General features: G+C 72.0%; 4 protein-coding genes. All 4 read right to left on the reverse strand.

Annotation, left to right across the window (positions count from 1 at the left end; all coding sequences use genetic code 11):
* Nucleotides 1-147 precede the first annotated feature (147 nt).
* Complete coding sequence (locus E1298_RS18360) at nt 148-816, reverse strand: class I SAM-dependent methyltransferase (RefSeq protein WP_131894804.1); 669 nt, start codon at nt 814-816, stop codon at nt 148-150.
* Between the two features lie 151 nt (nt 817-967).
* Nucleotides 968-1,432 (reverse strand): glycine-rich domain-containing protein, encoded by a 465-nt coding sequence (locus E1298_RS18365; RefSeq protein WP_131894806.1) that lies wholly within the window; start codon nt 1,430-1,432, stop codon nt 968-970.
* A 185-nt stretch (nt 1,433-1,617) separates the two neighbouring features.
* A complete protein-coding gene (locus E1298_RS18370; protein ID WP_131894808.1) occupies nt 1,618-2,883 on the reverse strand; it encodes a helix-turn-helix domain-containing protein in 1,266 nt (421 codons plus the stop codon).
* Nucleotides 2,884-3,306: 423 nt separating this feature from the next.
* Nucleotides 3,307-6,490 (reverse strand): S8 family peptidase (locus tag E1298_RS18375; RefSeq protein WP_165975530.1); only part of this gene is annotated, 3,184 nt, incomplete at its 5' end.

Raw genomic sequence — 6,490 nt, forward strand, 5'->3', positions numbered from 1 at the left:
CTCAACGGCAGGACCGCCGGCTGCGACGAGGAGGGCTCCGGGCAGATGGCTCCGGGCCGAGCCTGCGGTGACTGTTGGAGTGGTTTGGTGGCACGTTCTAACGAGTAGCTTTCCCGGCTCGTTCCGTACCCTGAGCGGGCACAGGGGCTACCGCCTGCGGCTTTGGACGATGAGGGTTCCGACGTGGCCGGGTTCTGGGGCGGGCTCGATATCGGCGTCGATGTCGGTGAAGCCGTGGCCGGTCAGAATGTCGGCCCAGGTGTCAGGTTCATAGGCCCATCGGTGAATCCAGACCTGGCGGCCGGTGAGACCGTCGCCGTACATCCCTTGAACGCCGTAGGCGCCTGGAACGGCCGGGGCGTGGGAGAAGACCAGCCTGCCGCCCGGGGTGAGGCGGTCGTGAACGCGGGGGAGCAGGTCGTCGGGATCGGTGAACCAGACCGCGCCCCAGATGGAGTAGACCGCGTCCCACTGCCGGTCGGTGCGGGCGAGGTAGTCCATGGCGTCGCCGTGATCGAAGCGCGCACCGGGCAGGTGGCCCCAGTGTTCGCGGGCCCGGTCACATTGGACGGGCGATAGGTCCAAGCCGGTTGCAGTGATTCCCTTGGTGGCCAGTGCGGCGACAGCGTCGCCGCGGCCGAAGCCGAGTTCCAGGGTCGTCATGGGGTCGCCGAGGAGTTCATCGCCGGGCCCGTGGCCGGGGTACTGCGTCCAGCCGAACGCGTCCTTCAACGCCTTCTCGGGGGTGGACCGGTCGTCCTGTCCCTCGGCGTAGCGATCCCAGTAACCGGTGCGGTCGCTGATGCTCGTCGGCATGGGCGGGTCCCCAGGTTCGACTGTGACAGGACCCGCGTCACGGTAGCGCCGATCCGGCGCCTGCGTTGGCCGTTCGCCGGTGGACGCAGAGCAGGACCAGAGCTCGACGGCTCCGGCCCTGCTCGTGCGGATCAGCCGGTCGGTCGGCTGGTCAGTGGCAGTTGCTTCCCGGGTGGCACGGGGTGCACTTGGAGAAGTCGGCCTTCCACAGCGGCCAGTCGACCGCGAACCCGTTGTCCTCGATGACGTGCGCGGTCCGCTCGACCGAGCCGTCGTACTTGAACGCGATCGCGGGGACATGGTCGAGGAACCGGCCGAACTGCTGGTCGCAGAACTCGCGGTAGTTGCGGGTGTCGAGGATGAATCCGTGGACGGCGATGTCGACCAGCGGACCGCAGCCGATCTCCAGCTTCTGGCCCCACTTCTCGATGGCGGTGATGAGGTAGGCGACGGCCTGGCCGAAGAGGCGCTCGGCCATCACGGTGTCGAAGGGGTGGTCGCGGACGAGGAGAGCGATCTGCCGGTCCCACACGTCCGCGGTGACGAACGAGCGCGGGTCTCGCTTCGGGCCGGTGCCGGCGGGCTCGGTAGCCGGCTGGATGGTGGTGGTGGACATGCGCGCCTCCCTGGTGGCGGCTCGGTGCGGCACCCTTTGGTCTGGTGCGGCTGCTGATGTGGCTCCACCATGTGCTCCGCGCCCGGGCGCGGCCCAGATACGCGTGCAGGCCATGCACACCGTGTGCGGATTGTGCACGCGAGGTGGCGCTGCGGCCGACGGTTTGCTTATGGCGAGGGGCCGGTCTACTGGAGGCGGCAGCGGGTGGCCAGCCCGCGTAGTTCGGGCGAGGTCCGACCGGAGACCAGCAGCCCGCTCACCAGTTCCCGAACGGCCGGTCGCGTCCGGGTTTCTTGCGGCGCGGTCCGCTCGGCTGCCAGAAGCGCTCGCAGCGTCTCGTCCCGGCGTCCCCACATCCCGTACGCTCGCGCCAGGTCGGTGAAGTAGCGGGCCCGGCGTTCGGCAGTGGGCAGCGCCCGTGGTTGCACCGCGCTGGCCGCCCGGACCGCAGTGGCCGGGTCGCCGGCGGCGTACTCGGCCGAGATCAGATGCAGATGGACGGCGGTGATCCCGAACCCGCCGCCGTTGTGGCGCAGCAGGATGCCGCCGCTGAGCTGGGCGGCGAGCGCCATCGCCTGGCCGGTCAGCTCACGCATCCCGGCCCGGTCACCGGCGTGCGCCGCGGTGTAGGCCGCCGACATCACCAACTGTCCGCGCGCCGCCGTGTGCTCGGGCCGGTCGCTGCGCAGCTCGTCGGCGTCGGCCGCCGCCATGGCGATGTCGGTGGCCTGGTCGGGCCAGCCGTTGCGGCGGGTGAGCACCGCCAACTGCCGGGCCGCCTCGGCGGCCGCGAGCACATCACCACTGGTCTGGGCGAAGGTGCGGGCGCGGTCGGCGGCCAGCCACCCCAGCGGTTCGTCTAGCTTGACCATCAGCCGCGTGACCAGGTTGTAGGTCTGGGCGAGCATTGCGGCGCCGCCCGGCTCTCCGGCGGCGGCGTGGCCGCCGGCCAGCAGGCGCGGCAGAGCTTCGGCAAGCCGGTCGTAGCGGCAGGCGTCGTAGTCGCGGCAGGTTGCGGCAAGTGCGGCCGCCAGCCGTGGCGGTGGAACCGGGTCGGCGCGGGCGTCGGTGCCGAGCAGGGCGCCCCGGACCCGCGCAATCAGGACGGCGTCGCGCGCCTCTGCGTGGCCCGGGCCGGCGGAACGAGCGGCAGGGCCGGTGACGGTTGCGCCTGCGGTGACGGCGAGGGTGGCCAGCAACTTGCGGCGCCGCACATCATCCTCCCCGGGTGGCTCGCCTGTCACCGTAATGGTCACACCGAATGTCGCTGGGGGGATCTCTAAGATCTCGGCGAGGCGCCGGAGCGTGGCCACGTCGTCCAGCCGCCGGGATCCGGTCTCCAGGCGGGAGATGGTGGAACGCGAGCAGTGGAGGCGGGCAGCCAGGTCCATCTGAGACCAGCCGCGGGCGATACGTGCGGACCGGACCAGTGGACCGGGCCGAGCGCTCATCGCAGCACCCCGCAGCCTGGGAGGCGGCGCCTACGCTGTCAGGATAGGTTCCCCGCGTAGAGCCGTCGACGGCATGGGCCACGCCGAACAGTGGCGAGCGGCAGGTTCGCGACTTCCTTCGCCGCACTCGCACACTCGGCGTGGCGTGACGCACGGACCAGCCGTTCTCTCGATTCGCGGTCTCCCCGCACCGCCATGTCGCTGCGCTGGTACTTCCTCGGCTGAGAGACCGGAGCGGGTGGTCGGGTGGCCGGCAGGATGAGGGCCCCTCGAAGGCCGGTGGACACCGATCCGGAAGTGGGGAACGCTCGGGCGCATCAGGCGCGGGGCCCGGCCTGCCGAGCTCGCATGCTCGTGCGCGGCCGGGCCTCGCGTCCCGTATCTGACCGGCTCCTCCTTCAGCGTCGATCCGAGCCCAACGACCTAGCCGACGAGGTAGGCCCGGACGATCGTCTCGTCCACCGAGTTGCCCGCCTGGTCGGTCATCGAGGCCCGCAGCGAGACCGAGCCCTGGGAGGGATTGGGCACCTGCGTCGTCCACCCCCGGCCTGAACGCTTGAGCGGCAGCGGCTTCCAGGTGCCGAGCTCGTCGGTGGACGCCCACACCTTGAGGGATTCGACCTTGACCGGACCGGTGCCCGGCACGGCGTCCACCGAGATCGGCAGCGTCGTGCTCGTCCCGCCCCGGGCACGGTTGAGGTCGTCAAGGCCCTGCGGAGCGAACCGGATCGAACGCAGCGGCAGCGGCGCCGGTTTGCCGGTGCTGCCGGAACGGAACCGCCACGCGGCGTCGATCCGGGTGGACAACGGGCTGTCGGCCACCTGGCGGGTACCCGACGCGGTCACCGTGTAGTCGGCTGTCCCGGCCGGCACCTTGGCATTCAGCTCCAGTTCCTGGAGTGGCGCCGTCGCGAGTTCCTTTCCGTCGCGCAGCAGCTTGACCGTTCCGTCGGCCCGCTCGTCCCGGCCGAAGTGCCCGAGGGCGCCGTCGCCGAAGAGCCATCCGCCCATGACGGTGATCTCGTCACCGTCGCGATGGGCGAACGCCGCCCGCTGCCTGTTGAACACTCCGGCGACACTCGGCGCGATCACGGCCGCGTTCCACGTCTCGGTGTTCGTGCGGCCCCTGACCCAGGTCCGGACCGGGCCTCTGATGTCACCGGTCTCGTCCTGGCCGAACAGCAGCCCGGACCACCACCGGAAATCCGGGTTGGACGTGACGTACAGCTCCTCGACGGACGGGACCTGCACCGGCCGGGCGAAGCCCCCGCCGGCGTTCACGGCCGGCATGTCGGCCATCACATCCAGGTACCCGCTGGTCGGACGCCCCTGCGCCTTGACGACCTGGGTCACCTTGGCCATGTCCGCCGTCCGGACGGCGGAGGAGGGATCGGCCGGCAGCTCGCCACGGCGGTAGTCGTACGCCTCGAACCGGGCGGTCCGCGCGCCGCCCGTGCCCGGCTTGTCCCAATAGGTGTGGTTGTAGTAGCCGAGGCCCGGCGCCTTGAGCGGAAGCACGCCGTACTTGCCCAGCGCCCCCGGGCCGAACAATGTGAAACGCGTCATTCTGCCGTCGCGCCGGTATTCAAGTGCGGAGTCGTGGTACTCGCCGAGCTTGGCGGAGCGGTCGTCGATCGTGGTGGACAGCCGCTTGGCCTGGCGCGCGTCCAGGGTCACGGTGGTGTCGGCATCGAGCCGGACCAAGGGGAACACCATGATCTGCCCGTCCTGGCTCCCGGCCTCGGTGTCCAGGGAGCCCAGCAGCCTGTACGGGCCGTCCGGCCGCCGGACCGTGGCGGCGCCGTCGCGGAAGTTGAGCAACTCCGCTTCGCTCGACAGATCGTCCGGTTGCAGCCAGATGCCGCCGTCGCTGGGCCGCCCGGCGGCGTCGGTGAGCTTGACGACGAGGTCATGCGACTTCGGTTCGACGAGCGCGCCGACCACGGTGCGGACGGAGACGCCCGCCGCGGTGGCGGTGACGGTACCGCTGTAGGCGCCCGCCGCGACGCCCTCGCCCGTGATCCGCAGATCGGCCGACGCCGTTTTCCCCGCGGGCACCGTGAGAGTCTCCGCCGCCAGCCGGAAGGCGCCCCGGCCGGCCTCCTGGTCGACCTGGAGGGCCAGCTTCAGGGTGACCGGTTCGTCGGTGGCGTTGAAGTAGCCCACCTGCCGGGTGACCGGGGCGGGGTGCGGTGACCAGCGCAGGTAGGTGGAGACGTTGCCGGTCTCCGGGACGACACCGGCGGCCACGACCTTGGCCACGTCCACCCTGCCCGCGCCCTGGTCCAGGGCCGTGGCGCCCGCGGTCGGCGCGGCGGAGCCGATGAGCGCCGCCTTGAGCCGGGCGCCCGGCCAGTCCGGGTGCCGCTGGGCCAGGATGGCGGCCGCGCCCGCCACGTGCGGGGTCGCCATCGACGTGCCGGACTCCGCGACGTACGGGTCGGCGGTGCCGCCGCCGGCGCGGGCCGCGGTGATGTTCACGCCGGGAGCGGTGATCTCGGGTTTGACCGCGCCGTCCAGGTGGCGCGGGCCGCGGCTGGAGAAGTCGGCCATTCGGTTCTGGCCGTCCACGGCGCCCACCGTGAGCGCGGCGTCCGCCGAGCCCGGGCTTTCGACCGTCCGCGAATCGGGGCCGCCGTTGCCGGCGGCGACCGTGAACAGCACGCCCGTCCGGTCACTCAGCTCGTTGACCGCCTTCTCCACCGGGTCGATTCCGTCGTCGTCCGAGGCGCCCAGGCTCATGCTGATCACTTTGGCGCGGGCCTCGGTCGCCGCCCACTCCATTCCGGCCAGGATGCCGCTGTCGGTCCCGGAGCCGTCGTCGCCGAGGACCTTGCCGACCGCGAGCCGGGCATCGGGGGCGACGCCCTTGTACCTCCCGCCGGAGGCCGCGCCCGAACCGGCGACGGTCGAGGCCACGTGCGTGCCGTGGCCCGCCTTGTCGGCAACGTCCTCAGGGCCCGCTTCGGTGAAGCCGCGGGACCGCTCGACCACGCCCTTGAGATCGGGATGGCCCGCGTCGTAGCCGGTGTCCAGGACCGCGACCGTGACCCCCTTGCCGGTCAGGCCCTTGCCCCAGGCCGCGGGAGCGCCGATCTGCGGGACGCTCTTGTCCAGCAGCACCCTGCGCTTGCCGTCGAGCCACAGCTTCGCGGCGCCCCTGTCGCGAAGCCCCGCCACCGCCCGCCACGCGGCGGACGCGTCCTTCTTGGGCACCGTGGCGGTGTCCAGGCCGAGAGCCGGCAGCGACCGGCGGACCTTGAACCCGGCGAGCGGCGCGGCGCGGACTCCGCGCGCGTGCTCGACGATGATCGGAACGTCGGCGCGATGGGCGTCGTCGTACCGCCAATCGGCCAGCCGGGTCACGTCGAACAGCCGCGCGTCGACTCGTCCATCGCTCACCGGGCGCACCGCGTCGCCGGGAAGCACGTACTGGTGCCCGCCCACCGTGCTCACCCGGAACCCGACCCGCGCCCTCCCGGGGCCAGGGGTGACGTTCACCCGGTCACCCCTGAGCCGCACCTTGTCGCCGGTGATGAGCGTGATCGTCCGAGCGGGTCCGGCCGCCGTTCCGGCGCCCGTCCCCGCCGCGGCCGCGCCCCCCACC

The organism is Actinomadura rubrisoli (assembly GCF_004349215.1).
GTDB lineage: Bacteria > Actinomycetota > Actinomycetes > Streptosporangiales > Streptosporangiaceae > Spirillospora > Spirillospora rubrisoli.